Origin of the sequence: Chthonomonas sp., assembly GCA_016788115.1 — a bacterium.
GTDB lineage: Bacteria > Armatimonadota > Fimbriimonadia > Fimbriimonadales > Fimbriimonadaceae > UBA2391.
Genome location: JAEURR010000006.1, coordinates 1 through 18,335 on the forward strand (window position 1 = coordinate 1; position 18,335 = coordinate 18,335).

The window sequence follows — 18,335 nt, forward strand, 5'->3', positions numbered from 1 at the left end:
CACGATCAGCTACACATGGCGCGATAACGGCCAGGCGAATACGCGCACGGAGCCGGGCAGCGTCGTGACGACGTTTGGCTATGACAGCTATGGCCGTCCGGTGCAGATCGCGCGGAGCGAAAGTGGCGGTTGGAACGATACAACGGACTACACATACGATTCATCGGGACGCATCAACAAACAAACCTTTGGCAACGGGACGTATGAACAATACGGCTACGATTCGCGGTCTCGTCTGTATTCAGTGACGCTGAAGAACAGCTCGAACACGACTCTTCGCTCGCAGACGATGAACTATGATCCTGTGGGGAATTTGAGTTCCAAGTCGGTGGATTCGGTGACAACCTCGTATGCTTATGACGACATCGACCAATTGCTGAGCGAGACCCGTTCCGGATGGAGCCAGGAGTACACCTACGATTGGAACGGGAACCGATTAACCAAAAAGCTGAACGGCACCACGGTGCAGAACTTCAGCTACGATTCATCGGACAAGCTGGTTGCGAATGCGTATGGCACCATTACCTATGATGCGGCGGGTCGTCCGACGGCGTATCCGACGGCATCGGGCACGAGGACGTTCCAATGGGATTACGATTCGCGCCTGACCGGGATGAGCGCTCCAGGTTCAGCGACCATTACGACGACCCATAGCTACAACGGCATGGGCGCGAGGGTCGGTACCTCGACTTCTTCTTGGTCGCGAACGGATTTGCGTAGCGGGACTTCGGTGCTGGCGCCGGTGGTGTCCTCTTCTTCGGGGAGTTCCTCCCAAGCGGCGAAGTATGTCCCCGGTGTTGCGGAACGAAGGAACGGCGTGGATCGTTGGAACCATGCAGGGCTGTCGAACACAGATTCGCAAACCGGGTCTTCGCAGAGTTTGGCGGCAACACGGGAGTATGATGCCTATGGGAACATCGTGAACAGTAGCGGAACCTTCAATGGGCCATTTGGCTATGCGGGCAAGTTCGGATACGATTCGGGCGAAGGATCGCTGCAGCTCGTCGGCCACCGTTGGTACATCCACGAAGTCGGGCGGTTTGTTACCTAGGACGCTAGTTCCAAGATCATGGGTCACACACTGAACGGGGTGACGCCGGCCCACAGATAGGCTGTAGCGGGCCCGTTGGTTTCCAAGTCACGTCCTGGCTATGCAGCGACTTACACCTACGTCGGCAACAATAACTGCTTGACCCAGACGATGAACCGAACCACAGAATCCTACATCTACGACGATGGAGACAAGCTCCTCAACGTTTCGGTCGGTGGGTACGTGTTGAAGAGCTACGGCTACGACGTAGCGGGAAGCGCGACTTCGATTGTCTCCTCTGCGGGGACTACTGCCCTGGCCTACGACTTTGAAAGCCGGGCCACCTCAATCGCTAGGCCGGGGGTTTCGCAAACCACCTGCTACAACGAGCTAGACACCAGAGTGGGCTCGGCAACAAACGCCGCCTTTCGCAGGGAGGTACCGAAGGGCCGGGAGGGTGACAAAAGTGAGTCTCGCCCGACAGGGCGAGTTCGCCGGTGGCGGAGGCAAGGCGCGGATGAGCTCCGATTGCTATTTGAGACGAGCTGGCATGCGGGTAGCGACGGGCGTCTCGCTCCTCGGAGAAGTAACCCTGACGGACGGGTACTTATGCTGGAAGAAGCGAAGGTAAGTCACTGGACTGGTTCCAAGGCACACCAGAACAAGCAGGATGAGCATCGATTTCGAAGCTTCTGGTGAGGCAGCCGAGAAGAGGTGTTTTACCCTTCTGCGAATCAACCTACCTGCGCTGGAAAGTTGAAGTGTTAAAGCTGGTCCATGGCTGGACGACTTCAAAATTTGGTCAGCCAGCAGCTTCTTCTGCTCCGGCGCTCCGTCCACAGCCTCTTCATCGGCCCGGACCTCGTGCCAAAACTGTAACTCCCGGTGAAGCAACACAATGGCAGGGTTCCACCATAGTGCCGAACACGCCAAAGACATTGAGGCATTCCATGCAGTGTCACCGTGCTGGACGTGAGAGAGTTCGTGCCGCACCTCTAACTCGCTCCAGCCCTCGGCGGGAACCAATATCGACTTGCGCCATGCAACGGGTCCCGGTAAGCCAGATATTGCCCCGACGGCTACTCCAGTTGCGGTATCTTGGCCCGGTTTCGCCAGCTTGGCAAAGAGCTCGCCTTGACGCCAAGCAAGAGCCCACCGCGTCACTCCGGCCGCTCCGATGAGTGCTGCACAATGCACGGACCCCACTAGCCATAGTACTGGAACCCTGTCGATCCACTGCTCCACCGTGCGTGCAGGAACGGAGTTTCCCGCTCCAACAAGAGCAAGCGGGAGATCAACGATCGTAGCCTTGGCAAGCATGAGCCGCAAAAAGAGAACCCTTTGGGGAGCCGACAGACGGACGATGCGGACCATGCACCAGACCACCGCGGCTGACGGCACCGTAAGAAAGAGAAACCAGACGGCACGCTCAGCCACCACTTGATAGAGGTCGAGCAGACTCACTGGTCAGCGCCCCCGGACAACTTTTGCACGAGAGATTTGAGCTCGGCGAGATCACGCTGATTGATTGCGGCACCACCAGAAAGAAACTGCACAAGAGGACGGGTATCGCCGCCAAACGCAGACTGAACAAATTCTTGGACGCGCTCCTGTTCTAGTTCGGCCCGACTGCGTTTGCTTCGATAGTGCCACAAGTTGCCAACCTCTTCCCTCTCGGCAAACCCCTTCGCCATCAGTCGATCCAACGTCTTGAGAACGCTTGTACGGCCCACCTGGCGGGGTAAGCCGAATTCCTGGAACAAGATGCGTGTCGGTAGCGGCCCACTATCCGCGAGATAGAGAAGCAGTTCCAGTTCGAAGGTCCCGATTTTTTGATTCATGGTGGCTGTTAGTTGGGGGGTGCTTTCGCACGCCCCCTTCAGTGTGTATTAGAGGCTAATGAGAATATCGCTTATAGACGTCCATGACTGCGTCCCATTCGGCCTGCTGCTCGTTCGTGAGAAGATGGTAGGTACGGTTCATCTCGCTCTCCCAGAGAGAATCCACCCATGCCCGGAATTGTCGCTCTTTGGTAGCTGCCGGTCGAGACCGAGCATGGGCTTGGCGGTCTGCATGATCCGGGCTCAATAAGCGATCCCAGACACGTTTGATCGAGGCATTGGCGGACTGGTCCACCTCAGGACTGACTTTTATCAGCGCCTTCACAAGCGACTTTGTCTGCTCGATCTCGCGCCATACGGATTTGTCTGGCGCAAATGCTTCCACCTGAATTAGCCGCCGTTGATCCTCGTGGTTCTCCTCAGGGAGCAAAGCGAAAATGGCTCTGTTGCACGCCTGAATCACCTTTTCCTTTTGAGCTTCGGTATCGGCGTACTCGATATCAGAGTTCTGCCGTGAGACGATCGCTTGGTTGAGAAGCATCAGGACCGAGTTAACCGCCGGTGCCTTCGACTTCCTCGCAGCAACTGGGCCAGTGACCCGACCCTTGGCCGCTACTGGCGAGCCGCCAGCATTTCCTGCTTCTTGACGTGCGATTGCTTGTGTAGCAAGCGCGGTTGACCCGAGGATCGCCATACCCAGGGCCGAACTCCACATGAGGCTTGTTTTTGATAGGTTCATAGTTCCTCCAGGGCCCGGGGTGGACGGCCGTTCCGCCCGCGAGCCTTTTGACGACGACCGCCGTCATACTAAGTATGACGACATTTGTCGTCATACGTTACAGATCGCTACGAAAAATAATCAAAAAACTCGCCTCCCACCCGGGGCCAATACCACCCCAGGACCCCGACGCTGCGCTTCGCCAGGTGTTCCGCCCGGCGAGACTTGCGAGTGAGATTCTCGATCTCGATTCCGAGCTCTTCCGCAGGGAGCACACTACCGTCCGCGCTCACAAGCCAGTCGGAAAAGTCGGTTTCTCGGTTCCAGACTTGGCGATCATCCTGAGCTCGTTTCCGTTTCCCAATCAGCATCGAAACAAGCCCTCGATAAGTACGGAGCGGTTTCCGGGAAGTCGAGAATGACCGCTTCGACGTTACTTTCTGCCGCCAAACCAGCGTAAGGACGTCATTCTGACGACAAAAATCCCGCTCGGAAGCGGGATTCTGAACCTAGATCTTGGTGGACCGTGTAGGGCTCGAACCTACGACCCGCTGATTAAGAGAATCAGAATGTCAAATCCAGTGGCGTGCAGAATCGTCCGCTCAGGTTCAGCTTTTGAACCTAGAAAGTCTACCGAAGACCACTTTTGACCACTCTTTTCCGCTCCGTAAACTGCGGATAAACTGCAGATCGCTTTAGGATAAACTGCAGAAATGCCCCGTACAGGAAGACGAGAGAAGGGATCAGGAAGCATCTTCAAGCGCGGCAAGAAGTACGTCGCACAAGTGCAGGATGGCTTCACGGATCAGGGTCGCCCGAAGTATCGCCAGGTGAGCTGCCGAACGCAAGCCGAAGCGGTGAAGGCGCTCAATGAGCTGAATGCCCTGCTCGTCGCTGGAAGGAGCATTCCTGACCGTCGCGGCCACACGGTCTCCTCTTGGCTCGACGTCTGGCTGGAGGAGCACGTCAAGCCGAACCGAGAGATCAAGACATACGAGTTCTACCGGCTCATGTGCGAACGGCGAATCAAGCCCTACCTCGGGCGGATGGAGCTCCAGCGAGTGACGCCGATGGACGTCACAAGGCTCTTTAAGACCATCGAAGATGACGGCGCGACAGCGAACACCATCGCGGCGGTACGGCGCACCCTACGGGCCGCGTACGGCGTTGCGATGAAGTTTGGAGAAGCTCACGACAATCCAGTGTCCAAGACGTTCGCCCCGAAGGTGAAGCGGAATGCAAAGGTCTACTTCGACGCCGAGCAGGTTCAGAAGCTCCTGACTGCGCTGGAGGACTCACCCATAGAGAACCTAGTCAAGTTCACCTTGGCTACCGGAATGCGAATTGGAGAGGTCACCGGACTCACATGGGACGGCGTGGACCTCAAGCAGAAGACCATTCTCGTCTCTTCGCAGCTTCAGCGAATGGGCAAGAAGCTCGTGCTGAAGCCGCTAAAGACCGAGAAGAGCATGCGAACCATGCCCCTCGTCGGCCACTCGCTCGACGTGGTTCGGTCGGAGCGAAACCGTCAGGAAGATGAGGGTTATGAGAACGAGCTTGATCTCGTATTCCTGAATCCGTGGGGGCGCCCCTTCGATCCGAAGTACGTCAACGACTACCTGCACATCGCCTTGGAAAAGGCGGGACTTCCCCGCACCGGCATGCATTCACTTCGCCACTCTGCGGCCACGTTCATGCTGATGGCAGGTTTGAACCTCCACCAGGTCAGCCGCTACCTCGGGCACTCGCAGATCGCGCTCACGTCAAATCTATACGGGCATGTCTTGGATGGGGCGATGAGGGATGCGGCAGAGCGACTACAACAGAGCTATCAGGTTAAGCGATGATTTCGGGAGGCTCTACAAAGATTCAGGCCCCTCAAGAGTCACTCTTGAGTAGATTCGGTGCTGCTTTCCTCGCCGATCCCTGGCAATGACTTTCTCTGGCTAGCTTCTTCAAACTTGGCTGCCATTGTAGGGTTCTTGCGAACAAGCTTCTTTACCGTAACCTCTTGTGCCTTGTCGTTTGCGAGCCGGAGATTTCGGTCAGTCCCCAGAAGTGCATCCTTTGTCTTCTGCAGGTGGTCGATGGATTTGTCAATCTCTTCAATGGCTGTCTTGAAGCGCTTTGAAGCCAAATCATAGTTGCGCCCGAAGGCACTCTTGAACTCCTCCAAATCCCTCTCAAAGTTCGTCACATCGATATTTTGTGACTTTATCAACGCCAACTCAGACTTGTACTGCACGGCGTTCATTGCGGAGTTCCTCAACAGCGTGATCATTGGAATGAAGAACTGTGGCCGAATTACGTACATCTTGGGAGAACGGTGTGAAACGTCCACGATTCCAGCGTTGTACAGCTCGCTTTCCGGTTCCAGAAGCGAAACGAGGACCGCATATTCGCAGTTCTTCTCATTCCGATCCTTGTCTAGCTCCTTCAGGAAGTCTTCGTTCTTTTGCTTAGTTGCCGTGCCATCACTCTCATTCTTCATCTCGAACATGATCGAGACGATCTCGATTCCGTCCGCGTCAAAGTCACGGAAGATGAAGTCGCCCTTGCTTCCGGTACGGGCATCGGTGTCTTTCTCGAAATAGGCACGCTGAAAAGCAGTTGCTCGGATTCGATTGAACTCAATCTCGCAGTGCTGCTCTAAAGTCTCTCCGACCATCTTCGTGGAGAGTTTTGCCTTCAGGTCTTTTAGCCGCTCAATAGCCTGATCACGATCCTTAATCTGCGTCTCGTACTTCTCTTTAAGTGACTGCTCCCCCAGCTTGCGTTCAGATTCGGCTTGCTGCAACTTGCTTTTCAGTTCGTCACGCTCCTTCTCAACGGTTCCCACAGCCTCAGTCACGGCCAACTGCTTCTCCAGTCCGTGGCTGTCTAACTTTGCCCTCAATTCCTGAAGTTCCGACTCCTTCGCAGTGATTGCCGCCACGGCCTCCCGTTCCAACTGAGCCTTCTGCAGTTCAAGCGCTGATTGCTGCTCAAGCTTCTTTAGTTCAAGTTCTTGCTTCAGCGCATCCCGCTCTCGCTCAATCGCCCCAACAGATTGTTCAAGCGCCAGACTCTTCGCGACATCAGCAGCTGCCAATTCAGCCTTGAGCCGTTCAATCTCAGCGTCCTTAGAAGACGCCTCGGCTCTCAGAGCGTTAGTAACCTCCGCTTCTTTCAAAGCAAGTGCTGCCTGTTTCTCTTTCTCAGCCTGTTCTAGCCGCTCGTGAAGCTCCTGGTTGAACTCGCTGTTCCTGACCTGCCTCAAAATGTCGGCATATCCGGCCTCATCAATCTTGAAGGCTTTACCACAGTGGGGGCAGATGATCTCTTTCATAAGTTCTCCGTTAACTCTGATTACCGTCCTTTCTACTTCAGTTGGTGGCAAGATCGCAGAACTCTTGCTTGATCGCATCGACGGAGGTCGATGATATGCTGCCAATTTCAAGATTATAGAGTATGTATTGGGGCTTCCTATGCGATTCAGATCTCGGCAGGGGGGTGATGCCAAGTTGGGTCTCTAGATCTTGCGGGATACGAGTAATTCTCTTCGTGTATGAAGTCTTTGCGGTATTGATGGCAGCCGTTACTTCGGTGTCGTGCGAGTTTCCGCTATCACCATCGTACAAAATCGAATGGTCAATCCCAAACGCACTCAGAATTGAAACGAAACGATGGATGTTGTACTTTCCCATGCAGTCGATGACCGCTAAGCCATTCGCAGGCGGGTCCATCAATGCTCGCGTAATCAAGTAGCGATACAGTGCCACTTCGCTGGGGCCTTCGACGAGGATCACTCTTTGGGCAAAAAAGGCAGTGGAACGACTTGCCTGCATCCATAACTCGGTCTTTAACGAGGCCATCAACGCAGCCTTGTTATAATCGGCAGGAGTTGTTCCAATGGGAGTAATCGTATCGTCCGCGACCAACGCATCTTGAAAGAGCGTGTCCAGTTCAATCTGGCTGAGTTGAAATGACGAAGTCACGCCATTATCCCTTCGAACTCGAATCAGCCGAGTCAAGTCATTCATCGAACGACTTACGAAGCGCGGGCTGTGCGTAGTTAGCAGAACCTGCGTAGATTCATCGCTAGCCAACTTTAGTAGACTGTCCTGGAGGACTTCCTCTTGAGACGGATGTAAAAACGCCTCCGGCTCCTCAAACAGAATCCACGTCAAATTTGGACTGAATTCTTTCTTTGAAGTAGCTGATGCCTTTGGTGCGTTTGTATGCTTTGCTGCAAGCTTGATCAATGTGTAGACCAGATGCCGCTGAAAGCCCGCTCCAAAGCGTGACTGATCTACCTCACCCCCGTGTGATTCATCGATTAGCTGAGGCTTAATAATTGTCTTGAGCATTTCCTCAGGCTGTATTGTCTGAACGGCAAGAGAGAATGTTGTTGACCACCCTTGAATTTCTTTAGAAACTTCCAGCTCTAATGCTTCGATTGATTGACCGTCAGGGCTGGTCTGCGTCTTAATCGTGCCTTCGAACGTTTGAAAAGCCTCAGTCAATGCCTCATATGCTTCACTTCCTGCAACCACCTTGTTCAACACAGTGGCGACCAGCTCACGAAGTGCCGATGGCCCGGAGAGCTTCGTAGTATCGTCAATCTTGCTGACAGCTGGAATGTATACGATGTGCCCTACTTTGCCTGAACCAACGTTTTTCGCGCCGTAGAACAGATTCTCTGAGAGGCTCCCGCCTTCATAAGCATAGTAGCCGGATCTCTGCTTGCCGTCTGGTCCGGTTGACGGGCTGACATAATTCCTAACTCTGAACGTATCATTTGAAGACTTGTACTCGTCTTTGAGTTGTGATAGTTCATCTGCGCTTGGCTTGAATTCAATCTCGACCCACGACTCCGTATCTTCGGGAGTAACTTTGGGCAGATCTCGATTACTGTCCCATTTGATTTCTCCATAGAACAGCCTAATAGCGTCAATGATGTTGCTCTTGCCTGCGTTATTTGCTCCCGCAATCAGAGATAGCGATTCAAGTCGAATCACTGCATGGTGAATACTGCGGAAGTTATGAATTGTGACTTCTAGTGCGTGCATTATATGTTCCACCTTCCCGGCACTGATCGTCCGTAGCCCTCTAACGTCTCAGAACCTTCGACCCCAATCGCGGCGAAATGCTTCTTCGCTGACCTCATCTTTGCAACTTCGGTCGGGCGGAGTTTGGAATCATCCAGGGTGCTCTTGGTCTCCCGGATCATATAGATTCGATCCTGGCCGTCCTCATGCTTGATGATCGCCCAGTCCGGATTGTACGGCCCGACGGGAGTTGGTATCTGGAACTTCGCGGGCAGCTTCATGAAGAGTTTGATGTCCGGCATTCCATCCAGAATCTCGGCGAACTGCCGCTCGACGTCCGAGTCGTAGACAACATAGTCGAAGTCAGTCTTCTGTCCATTCTGGACCTTGTACAACTGATCGAGGAATCGTTCCTTCTCTTCCTCGCCATCCTTCTGAAGTTCGCGCAGCTCATAGACGTAGCCAGCGATCTTCTCGTACTGAATCCCCTCAACCACGAGCTTGGCAAGCTCATCCTGGAGCTTCCGCTTCGCTAGTGCGATGAAGTCGTTTGGATTTCCGAGGAACCAATCAAGTTTCTCGCTTTGGATCAGGATGTCGATGATCGTGGCCCTCGTGAGGGAGGTGGCTTCCTGAAGCTCGGTCACGATGTCAGGCAGATCGTAGCTGCCCTTCAAGTCCTTCGATCCCTCTCGAACGACAGAGCCCTTCGCGCCGCCACGTAGAACCTTCACTCCAGCATAGGTGGCGACAATCCGCAGCGGGTCTATCGGCGGTGAAGACTGAATCGCCTTCACTGCATTCTCGATGATCTGCTCTCTCTGCACCGAGACTCGATAAGTGGTCTTGCGGCTGATCGTCTCCCAGAATGCCTCAAATTCAGGTGTTCGATACAGCTCCTTATTGAGCCGACGAACCTGCCGCTTGCTGGCGGGCTTGACGTACTTCTCGATGCTCGCCCGGCTCACCAGGCTGATGATCTCGGCCTCGTACGGAAGAAACTTTTCAGGGAGGCTCAGATCAAACCCGAGCGTATCGGGAAGAAACTTGGAAGTGATCTTGCCTTCCTTGATGAAGCCCTTGGCATCCAGGTGATTCCAGATTTCGACGGATTGGTTGTATCCGAGCAGGTCATCAGTAACCGCGCCATTCGCATCGACAGCGGCGATCTTGGCAAACTCGGTCTTCCGAACTTGCCCAATCTCAACGCCCGCATCCTTGTATTCCTTCTGGAGGCTTTTGGCAAAGGACTGGTAAGACTCGTTCGCCACAACCGTCAGCGTCGCAATGCTTCGCTCTCCTACTCGAACGAAGCCCTGTGGTGTTTTCGTGACCGGCAATCGAAGTCCGCGGCCAATTGTCTGCCGACGCTCAACGTCGGCTCCCATCTCGCGGAGAGTGCAGATTTGGAACACGTTTGGGTTGTCCCAGCCCTCGCGCAAAGCCGAGTGGCTGAAGATGAATCGAACCGGCTCCTCTTCGTCGAGAAGTCGCTCCTTGTCCTGCATGATCAGCTCGTAGGCGTCGTCGTCGGCCTTCGTGGCCCCGGTTGAATCCTGGAATGTCGTCTTGCCCTTGGCTTTGAGTTGCGAGAAGTACGCTCGGCGCACCTCTGAAGGATCGTGCGGAATCAACTCTTGCCAACGTTGGGACTTCGCCCGCTCTTCCACGAATACTTCGTCGAACCACTTCACGAACTCGCCGTTCGCGTCGTCATTGTTCACGCCGTCCCCAAGGTAGCTCGCGACTTTGTCCACGAAGAAGAGACTCAGCACCTTGATGCCTTTATCGCGAAGCATGGAATCCTTTCGGAAATGCTCCTTGACCGTCTCACGGATCATTTCCTTATAGATCGCGCCGGAAGCGCCTCCGATGCTCTCGCCGACATCGAGGATGCCATGCTTCGTGAGCTCGATTTGAGGCGGCTCGATGCTCATCTCCATGACCCGCCAGCCTTCGTAGACTGGGTTGTCGGTGAGTCGAGGATCAGACAGCTCCTGGTTCTGGCGCACGCTCACAACCTTACGTTCGAGCGTGCCGTCAGCTTTTCGGCAAGCTAGTTCGAGACGCGCAACCCACGGATCACGCTTCACCTCAACGAGTTTGATATGCGGGGTCGCATCAGAACCCTCCTGGTGAATATCAGTGACAACGATTTGCTTGACCAGCTCCAGGTCATGAGCGTCCACCGGATCAAGGCGATACGCCACGTTCCGTTGCTTTCGGTGCGTCGCGCTATACCTGAGAGTACAAGTCGGGGCAAGTTCACTGACCGAAGACTGCGAAAGCAGCGACTCCATGTTTTGAGGCTCATCCATGATCACAAACGGCCGGGTGGCCTTTAGGTAGTCAATGGGGCGTAAACCATTCAGCTTGTCTCGGGTCTGATGGATGATTCGATTGTTCTTGTCGCCCCGAATCGAGGCAATGGTCATGATAAGGATCTGGAGGTTCGTTGAAGTCGCAAAGGACTGCACCTCCTCCGCTGAATCACCTCGGTAGATGGTGGCGTCGAATGGAAGATCCGGATAGAGATTACGGAAGTGCTCCCGCATCAACCGGATGCTTGTATTCACTCCCTCGCGGATAGCCACGCTCGGTACGAGAATGATGAACTTACTGAAGTTGTAGTTCCGAGCAAGCTCGAACATCGTGCGGAGGTACACATAGGTCTTTCCTGTTCCCGTTTCCATCTCGATGTCGAAGTCGAGAGCGTTGTCGAAGAGCTTCGGAATGACTTCCAGACCATTGCGGTCTTGAACCCGCTGGAGGTTGGCTAAGATGACCTCGTGGTCTAAGACGAGATTGTTGCCGATTGCCCCGATTTCCTCGGAGTAGTCCATGTCGAGCCGGAGGTTCTGAACGTCATCCGAAGGATTCGCAGTCTTCAGCGTGGTCTTGAGCCTCTCGACGTCCTTCGGCTGCCCATCGAAAAGCTCCACGACGCTCTGAATCGCGTCGAGCTGATACTGTTGCTTCGGATCAAACTGAAAACCGGAAGTGCTCATGTTCTTACGCCGTCCAGAGCTCGATGCCCTTGCTCTTGCACAGCTGGGCGAGGTTCGTTTTGAGTTCGTCGTCACCTTGGAAGGCGTCTTCGAGCATGATGATCCGCGCTGGAGCCTCATCAACAATGGCTCGAACTTGGTCGAGGGTTGGCTTGACTGACTCAGTTAGGTAGGCGATGACGAGGTTGTCTCCTACGATTCGCACGTCGAGGCCAGCTATATTCGATTCGGTGATCTTCTCAGTGAGCGAGTAGCCCTGCTTAAGTAAGATTTCAGCGAGCAAGTCGTCAGGCTTTGTGTCGTCTCTTGCAGTTTCAAGGAGACTAAAGAGGTGCTGCTCGAGAGCCGTGCGGTCGATGCCACTCGAGACGCGCCACTTGGAGAAGTTTGTGTCGACGAGCTTGTAGCACCTGAATCCGACGTCGAGATTGTGTGATTCCAGCCCCATCGACTGCGCAAGCTTCTCGCCCGCAAGTGTGATTCTCGACCTTGCAATCTCGGAAATGGTTTCGAAGCCTAGCTGGAACGCCTCTGAGTCGTCTGGGGTTGGCTCTGGTAGCTGCACCTGGATAAAACGCCGCGTACCCCCATCCTTGGCGTTCAGTGCCATTACCGCGTGAGCGGTGGTTGCTGAGCCAGCGAAGAAGTCAAGAATGATTGCATCATCATCGTTCACAAGCTTGATCAAGAATTCCAAAAGCCCTACAGGCTTAGCAAATGCGAAAGGCACTCCTAGGGCCTTGAGCTCCTTTGTCCCCTGAGAGTTTGGAAAGTCATAAATCACGTCCTCAGGGTGCAACGTCGCATGTTGATCCTCGTCATGATAAACCTTTGGGTATATGTTCCATTTTGATTGATTACCGTTCTCGTCAAGAAGCGGATTTTTGGAGGACGCTTTCGTGAATATAAGCCGATCTTTTTGGGCAAGATAAGTCTCTACTGACCACCGCCACACCTTATCAGAATTTGACTTTGGCTTGACTTTCTCTGCATCAGCCCTCTTTTCTGGAAAAACGGTTCCAGGTGGGATGATCAAGCTGCCGTCCGGTGCCTCTATGTAATAGCGCTGGTTCGGTCTTGCATCCAAAGACGGTTGATACAATGATGCGCCACTTTGCTTGTATTTTCTGCCATCTTTTTCTTCCAGTGGGTAATTATCAGGGTTAGCATCTTTGGCAATTCCAAACTCTTGCAGATAATCCACCCTGCGTGCATATGCGAGAACATAATCTTTCGTTGGTCGAAAGAATGTTCCTTTATCTGAAGTTCGTTTTGCAATTCTAGGAACCACTCCAATTTGATTTACCTCTCCGAACACCTCATCGCAAAGTTTCTTTAAGTTGGCTTGCTCGTCGTCACCGATAGAAATGAGGATGATTCCATCGTCGGCCAGCAGATTTCGAGCGAGTTTCAGTCGCGGATACATCATGTTCAGCCAATTCGAGTGGTAGCGGCCCTCGCTCTCACTGTTGGTCGAGACCTTCTTTCCCTCCTCGTTCACCTGCCGAGTCCACTCCAGATACGTCTCCAGGCCCTCCTTGTAGTTGTCCGGATAGACGAAGTCCTTGCCTGTGTTGTATGGTGGATCGATGTAGATCAACTTGATCTTGTTGTGGTAGTGCTTCTGGAGAATCTTGAGCACTTCGAGGTTGTCGCCCTCAATGAAGACGTTCTTGGTGGTGTCCCAGTCCTTGCTGTTCGCCTTGTCGGGCCGCAGAGTGGCCGTGGTGGGTTCTTGGGCGGCCCGCAATGCTCGCTTCTTACCGGGCCAGAACAACCCGAATCGCTCTGTGTCGCTCCCCACGTCCTCGCCGAGAAGCTCCCGTAACTTGATCACGTCGATCTTCCCATCAGCAACCACCTCCGGCATCAGTTCGGCAAGCTGAGCGGCAAGCTCAGTTTTGAAGTCCGGCGTGGAGCCTGGGGTTTCGTGAATCAATTCGTTATCGTTCATTTTTCTTGTCTTAAACTTGACTTGAGTCTATCAGGTAAGGAGTGCTGGCGAAAGGCGTCAGGCCGTCACCCTCCATCGAATTGAGAACAGGTGCTCGATCTCTTGAGTCCCTTTGAGAGATTGTTCGATCAGCTCCAGGAAACGGTCAGCCTCCTCACGTAGCTTCTTCTTCGTTTCTCGGAACTCTTCATCGGCTTCTTCGGCCCGCTGTTCCCACTTTCGAGCCTCCTTCTTGTACTTGAGCTGTTCCATCGGATCGTCCGTTTGCTTGGCAAGGCGGCGAGCCTCCTTTTCCTTCGCACGATACTCTCGGATCGCTCCCTCGTGTTCTGCTTTGCGATCCTGCTGGTTTCGGTAAAGCAGCTCTTCTTGCTGATCGTAATAGCGCGAGTTTCGGCCCTGAACCTCCTTTTCAAGGTCTAGGTTCCGTGCTTTGAGGTGTGCTTCGAACTTGCTCTCGTCGACGGCAGTGGTAGAAGTTGTTGCAGTGCAAGTCAGCTCCAGCATGTCTGAGACGTACTCTTCATCGAGCCACTCACCAGTGTCTGAAAGTGCTCCTGCGAGCATATAGGACTCACTGATGTCATCGTCCTTCGCTCGCATGGTGAAGGTGACTTGCTTGACGACCATTTCGCCGCTCTTGCCCGCGAGGCTTTTGATCGCAGTGCTCGCCCGTTCACTTGCCTGAAGGCTGAACACAAGCTCTTCAGAGGGGGTCTCGCTGGACTTTGAAGCAGCTACAACGTGCTGAGCGAGTGGACTCGCGTACCGATACTGGTGGGCGTTCTCGAGAGGTTGAGACTTGAAGTAGTAACGCCCAACCGGCGCATCCTTGACGGGCGCATCGTGAAGAACGAAGTGTCTCCCGTCACCCTCAAACGTGGCTCGCCCCTGGAGTTCATGCTTGGTGACGGCGAGCAGGAGCCGCTCGAACTTGTTGAGAACCTCACCACTCTGGGCATCATAGGCTTTGAGGCGATCTTGAACGTGTGGATCGAGATTATCGAAGACCTTTGCCTTGGCGTTCGCCATCTCGCTTGAGATCTCGGTGGCGTACTGTTGTTCGAGTTCTTTGAAGGCCTGATCGATCTCGTCGGAGGTCTTGCATCGACTGAGAATGTTGCTGATGGCCTTCTCGAAGTCAAGCCCGTCCTCAATTGCTCCTAGCACCTCATCCGAAGCCCCGAACACGCTCTCAAAGAGGTGGAACTTCTCGCTCAATAATTGGAGGATGCGTTGCTCGGCGAGATTGCCTTGGTTGCTGAAATTGACGACCACGACATTGTGTTGCTGGCCGAAGCGATGAGCACGACCGATCCTCTGCTCGACCCGCTGGGGGTTCCAGGGCAGGTCATAGTTGACCACCATGCTGCAGAACTGGAGATTGATTCCCTCTGCGGCGGCTTCGGTGGCGATCATGATCGTGCCTTCATCGCGGAAGTAGTCAACGAGGGCTTTCCGACGGTCGGCAGCGAGAATCCCGGTGATCAGATCACTGTCCTTGTTCTCTTCAAGCCACGCCCGATAGATTGCCGTGGCTTCGGGGCCGTCGTTCGAACCGTTGAAGAGAAGGATGCCCTCGCCCCTTCCTGTTTTCTTGAGGTGTCGAGCGATGTACTCCTGAGTGACCGTGCTCTCAGTGAAGATGATCGCCTTCTGCGGCGCACCGATCTCAGCCAATCGAGCAAAGCCTTGATCTAGGGCGTCGTTGAGTCTGAGCGCCTTTTGGTTGACGGTAATGGAGCGTGCAAGGGCGGCGTACTCACGAAGTTCCTCGACTTCAGCCTTGATGCTGTCGTGCAGTGTCTTGTCGCTGAAGTTGAGGTTTGGCTGGATCGTCTCGACTTCATCGATCTCTTCGAGCTCCTCGCTGGTCAGATCTTCGTCAACCACGAGTCCGCCGCGATTATCTCGACGCTGGCCGCTCGTCAGTTCCTCGTTCAATCGGAAGGCGATTCTCTCTAACGTGCTCGCGACTGCGAACGTTGAGGACCCGAGTCTCTTGCGAATGATGAGGTCGCTCAGGTGGCGCTGGGTCGGCGCGAATGCATGGACTTCTTCGCGTTGGAGGTACGCGTTCACGAGATCGTAGAGCCTGATCTCATCATCGCTCGGCATGAACTCGACCGTGAGTGGGAGTCGCTTCGTGAAGCGGATGTACTTGTCCGCGTCACGCCGGAGGGTTCGCTTCGAGATTTCAGCAACCCGATCCGTAAGGTCGTCGCCACCGAGTTCACGATTCTTGATGTAGCGCTCACGAAAGGCATCGAGCGAGTAGAAGTAGTCGGGGGCAAAAACACTGACGAGGCCGTAGAGCTCCTCCAGTCGGTTTTGAAGCGGCGTTGCGGTGAGCAGAATAGTCTTGCTGGCGTTACCGACAATTTGGGAAACGGCGTTGGCGGCGCGATTCTTCCCATTCCAGTGGTTGCGGAGGCGGTGGGCTTCATCGCAGATCACGAGGTCCCACGCTCGAAGCAGGCTCGCCTCGTGCCGGGTTGCGAACTCATAGGAGCAGATGAGAACCTCTGTGCTTGACTTGGCGAGGACGCTATCCTTGTTCTTTGAGTCAACCAAGGTTGAGGGAATCAGAAACTTCTCCTGAAGCTCTTGCCTCCACTGCTGTCGAAGGCTCGATGGGGCGATGATCAGGATGCTTCGCTTGCGTTCAGCCCAGTACTGCGTGAGGACGATTCCTGCCTCGATGGTCTTGCCGAGTCCAACCTCATCGGCAAGGATCACTCCGGGGAGATAGGGAGTCTGAAGTGCGAAGAGAGCGGCGTCGATCTGGTGCGGCTTGGGTTCAACCTGAGCATCAAAGAGAAGGCCCGCAAGCTTGCCGACATGATCGTTGGCATAGCTTCGCTGGAGCTCGTACGCGAAGTACTTGGCCTGAGGGTTGGTTAGCTGGCTCATACGCGGTCAGATCAAATTCACTAATCAAGATTCAGGTTAGCGCAGCAAGGGACTCGATGCAATTGAGCTCTACAGCACCGTGCGCCCACTTGTTTATCTGCGCCCCTCTTCACTCCAAACTATGACGGCTGACCTCATTTACATGGTGCGTTTGCGTGGACGAGCCAGTCTTTGCCTCATGAGGGGTGGCTTGAGACCTTGGGCGCATGGCTACTCGCCTCGCACCTGAACCACCTCGTCGTTCTGCTCCCTTTGACTCTGAACCCGGCTTCTATCCTGACGCTGGACTCTGGCTGTACGGCAATGCTCGTCTGCTCGGGACATCTTTGGCTTCAATCTCCAGAGCGTTCGGCCAACCTCACCACACTCCGAATGACATGGAGCTGATTGAGCAGGAGGCCGAACGAGCAGTTTTGGAGGGAAGAATCATCGTCGCCGGTATTCACAGTCCTGCCCACCAGCGAGCGGCCATCGTGCCGCTCCGCTGGGGAGCTCCTCGTATCCTCGTGTTCTCGGGAGGATTTCATCACCACCTCGGGCCTGATCTGAAGGAAGAGCCATTCAGGGCGGCTCGGTTGTGGCGATACCAGTTCGACGCGAAGACCGATCTGGTGATCTCCCGCCGTGCGCCGGACAAGCTGCCCACCTTCGCCCAGTTCAACCCAACGGTTGATCGTCTCATCGAGCGGATCACGGCTCGACTCGTTCCAGGCATCCTCTTTGAACCGAGGTAGCCACCGTCTTGCAGTCCGAACTTCGGGCTGCTTTTTCATTGGACAAGAAAAATCCTCACGGGTGAATCCGTGAGGCTGGGATTGGGCTCAAGTCGCATACTCGACGCCCCGGATGAGGTCAGCGGCTCGCTGAGCCTGAGCTGCGGCAATGACAACGGCTTTCGGGTCTGCTTTGAGGACGCTGAGCCATCCGTCAATGTAAGAGGCCGCGTCACCTAGTAGGCGATCATCGAGCGAGACGGTCGCAGCGCAGAACGCTGAAGCGAGTTCGGCAACCAACTCCTCCTTGCTGTACTCGCCTGATCCGAAGCGAATCTGTCCCATTACCCCTGACCGGTTGAGCCTGGACTCGTGCCCGGTAGCGTGGCCGAGCTCGTGAAAGAGGGTGGCGTAGTAGGCGTCGGGTGTTCTGAACCGCTTGAGCTCAGGAATCTGGACGTGATCTTCGCTGGGGCGATACCACGCAGTGTCACCACCTTCCCGGATCGTTGGTGGGCTAGGCATATGCTGAACCAAAAGTTCGGCTCGCTCGATTCGCTCGTGCTCCTTGTACTCCTCTGAGATATGAAGTTCAGCGAGTGACAGACCAACGCACTGCTCGGCATTGAACACCTTGAAGTAGCGAAGGAGCGGAACCTCTTTGGTCACGCCTGGCTCTTGCTCGTCGTCAGGCACGTTTGGCTTCCAACGCTTCCAGAAGACCACGGTCGTTGCCTTCTCTCCCGGCTTCACCGCTCCACCGAGTTCGTTAGCTTGCTTCAGCGTGAGCCAGCGGTGGTCGGTGTACGGGTGGATCGAGAGCAGAAACGTGTTCACCCCTCGGTACGGCCGGTTCGTGGTCGCGTTCGTCGGGACGGATTGGAGCTGATGCCACGGCTTCTTCCAGGGCACAACACCTCGCTCAAGGGCTTCGATGATCGTCTTGGTGACGTTCTCGTAGATGGCGGTGCTCACGAGAGCACCTCATGTAGTTTCAAGTTCATGATGATCCTCGGCGATCAACTCGCCTGGATCACGATCTCAACTTCCTCAGGTTCCCTCATGAACGAAGGGCTCGACGCAAGCGTTGCATGGATGTTGTGGGATTTTTGAATGTGGCCCAACTCA

General features: G+C 54.6%; 13 protein-coding genes. 3 read left to right on the plus strand and 10 right to left on the minus strand.

The features are described from left to right. Nucleotides 1-1,051, plus strand: a 1,051-nt coding sequence (locus JNM85_05110; GenBank protein ID MBL8087437.1) for a hypothetical protein, incomplete at its 5' end; no start/stop codon positions are given. Nucleotides 1,052-1,561: 510 nt separating this feature from the next. Here the strand turns inward: JNM85_05110 and JNM85_05115 are convergent. The 4 genes from JNM85_05115 to JNM85_05130 form a co-directional block, all read right to left on the minus strand. After that, entirely contained in the window at nt 1,562-2,494 is a 933-nt protein-coding gene (locus tag JNM85_05115) for a hypothetical protein (GenBank protein MBL8087438.1), read from the minus strand. Further along, the gene (locus tag JNM85_05120; protein MBL8087439.1) at nt 2,491-2,871 is read right to left on the minus strand and encodes a BlaI/MecI/CopY family transcriptional regulator; all 381 of its coding nucleotides are present in this window, start codon (nt 2,869-2,871) and stop codon (nt 2,491-2,493) included. The genes JNM85_05115 and JNM85_05120 overlap by 4 nt, the downstream gene beginning before the upstream one ends. A gap of 55 nt (nt 2,872-2,926) precedes the next feature. After that, nucleotides 2,927-3,610 carry a hypothetical protein gene (locus JNM85_05125; protein MBL8087440.1) on the minus strand — a complete coding sequence of 228 codons (684 nt, stop codon included), beginning with the start codon at nt 3,608-3,610 and terminating at the stop codon, nt 2,927-2,929. Nucleotides 3,611-3,717: 107 nt separating this feature from the next. Then, nucleotides 3,718-3,960, minus strand: coding sequence for a hypothetical protein (locus JNM85_05130; protein MBL8087441.1), 243 nt, complete (start codon nt 3,958-3,960; stop codon nt 3,718-3,720). A gap of 342 nt (nt 3,961-4,302) precedes the next feature. Here JNM85_05130 and JNM85_05135 point away from each other — a divergent pair, with 342 nt between their 5' ends. Continuing rightward, nucleotides 4,303-5,436 carry a site-specific integrase gene (locus JNM85_05135; protein ID MBL8087442.1) on the plus strand — a complete coding sequence of 378 codons (1,134 nt, stop codon included), beginning with the start codon at nt 4,303-4,305 and terminating at the stop codon, nt 5,434-5,436. A 38-nt stretch (nt 5,437-5,474) separates the two neighbouring features. On the opposite strand, the gene JNM85_05140 is transcribed toward JNM85_05135, so the two are convergent. From JNM85_05140 to JNM85_05160, 5 genes are read right to left on the minus strand one after another with little or no spacing between them, the layout of a single operon-like run. Then, nucleotides 5,475-6,917 carry a DUF2130 domain-containing protein gene (locus JNM85_05140; GenBank protein MBL8087443.1) on the minus strand — a complete coding sequence of 481 codons (1,443 nt, stop codon included), beginning with the start codon at nt 6,915-6,917 and terminating at the stop codon, nt 5,475-5,477. Nucleotides 6,918-6,954: 37 nt separating this feature from the next. Continuing rightward, nucleotides 6,955-8,640: an AAA family ATPase gene (locus JNM85_05145; protein ID MBL8087444.1), complete on the minus strand. Its 1,686-nt coding sequence runs from the start codon at nt 8,638-8,640 to the stop codon at nt 6,955-6,957. Next, nucleotides 8,640-11,627: a DEAD/DEAH box helicase family protein gene (locus JNM85_05150; GenBank protein ID MBL8087445.1), complete on the minus strand. Its 2,988-nt coding sequence runs from the start codon at nt 11,625-11,627 to the stop codon at nt 8,640-8,642. Before JNM85_05150 ends, JNM85_05145 begins: the two co-directional genes overlap by 1 nt. A gap of 4 nt (nt 11,628-11,631) precedes the next feature. Continuing rightward, nucleotides 11,632-13,581 carry a site-specific DNA-methyltransferase gene (locus JNM85_05155; GenBank protein MBL8087446.1) on the minus strand — a complete coding sequence of 650 codons (1,950 nt, stop codon included), beginning with the start codon at nt 13,579-13,581 and terminating at the stop codon, nt 11,632-11,634. A gap of 57 nt (nt 13,582-13,638) precedes the next feature. Beyond that, entirely contained in the window at nt 13,639-16,494 is a 2,856-nt protein-coding gene (locus JNM85_05160) for a DEAD/DEAH box helicase family protein (protein ID MBL8087447.1), read from the minus strand. 377 nt (nt 16,495-16,871) lie between these two features. On the opposite strand from JNM85_05160, the gene JNM85_05165 reads away from it, so the two are divergent. Then, a complete protein-coding gene (locus JNM85_05165) occupies nt 16,872-17,228 on the plus strand; it encodes a hypothetical protein (protein ID MBL8087448.1) in 357 nt (118 codons plus the stop codon). A gap of 87 nt (nt 17,229-17,315) precedes the next feature. On the opposite strand, the gene JNM85_05170 is transcribed toward JNM85_05165, so the two are convergent. After that, nucleotides 17,316-18,182: a DUF1738 domain-containing protein gene (locus JNM85_05170; GenBank protein MBL8087449.1), complete on the minus strand. Its 867-nt coding sequence runs from the start codon at nt 18,180-18,182 to the stop codon at nt 17,316-17,318. Between the last annotated feature and the right edge of the window lie 153 nt (nt 18,183-18,335).